1 protein-coding gene is annotated in these 796 nt (G+C 45.1%); it reads right to left on the bottom strand.

The annotated features are described in order from the left end of the window. Positions 1–796, bottom strand: a 796-nt coding sequence (locus tag D8797_RS10250) for a mucin-binding protein (RefSeq protein ID WP_185780880.1), incomplete at both ends; no start/stop codon positions are given.

The following is a 796-nucleotide window of genomic DNA, read 5'->3' as shown; positions in this document are numbered from 1 at the left end:
ACCCTTGATGTCTGGTGAAGTTTGTCCCTTGATCACGTCATCTTGTGATGTCCATGGGCCTTTTTCTACGATCGCTTTCGTTACGACGTTGATCTTCAGAATACGCGTGAATTTCGCGCTGTCTGTGAAGCTTGGTGCTGCTTCCTTGCCATTTTCGTATACGTACTTGATCGTACGGCTCAATTCCTTCACAGCTTCTTGTTGAGCTGACTTGATCTTATCATCTGTCCACTTAGGTCCATCCGGATTCTTAGGATCCATCGGATCGTTTGGTTTCGGTGGATTGTTTGGATCGAATGGTACTACGCCTTCTTCCAATTGAACAGTGTAGTTTTGGTCCTTGCTTGCATCATCATCAAAGTTTTGTGGATCCTTGAACTCATCGTTCACAACCTTGTAACCTTGGTTAGTCAATTCTTTCAACTTCGCAAGGTATTGGTCACGGCTAATTGGTTCGCCTGACTTACCGCCTTCTGAGATCTTAACCAATTCTTTCTTAGCTTGGTCTACGAAGGTGATGGTTGCTTTTTGATCAGCCTTCTTGTACGTTACGACTTCATCGGCTGGTTTAGCTGAATCTGCTGTAACCTTCACATCTGCTACGCTTGCTTTATCCGCTACGTAACCCTTGATGTCTGGTGAAGTTTGTCCCTTGATCACGTCATCTTGTGATGTCCATGGGCCTTTTTCTACGATCGCTTTCGTTACGACGTTGATCTTCAGAATACGCGTGAATTTCGCGCTGTCTGTGAAGCTTGGTGCTGCTTCCTTGCCATTTTCGTATACGTACTTGATC

The sequence above is a fragment of the Streptococcus cristatus genome, from assembly GCF_003944225.1.
Lineage (GTDB): Bacteria > Bacillota > Bacilli > Lactobacillales > Streptococcaceae > Streptococcus > Streptococcus cristatus_K.
This window is presented reverse-complemented; position numbering and strand designations above follow the sequence as displayed.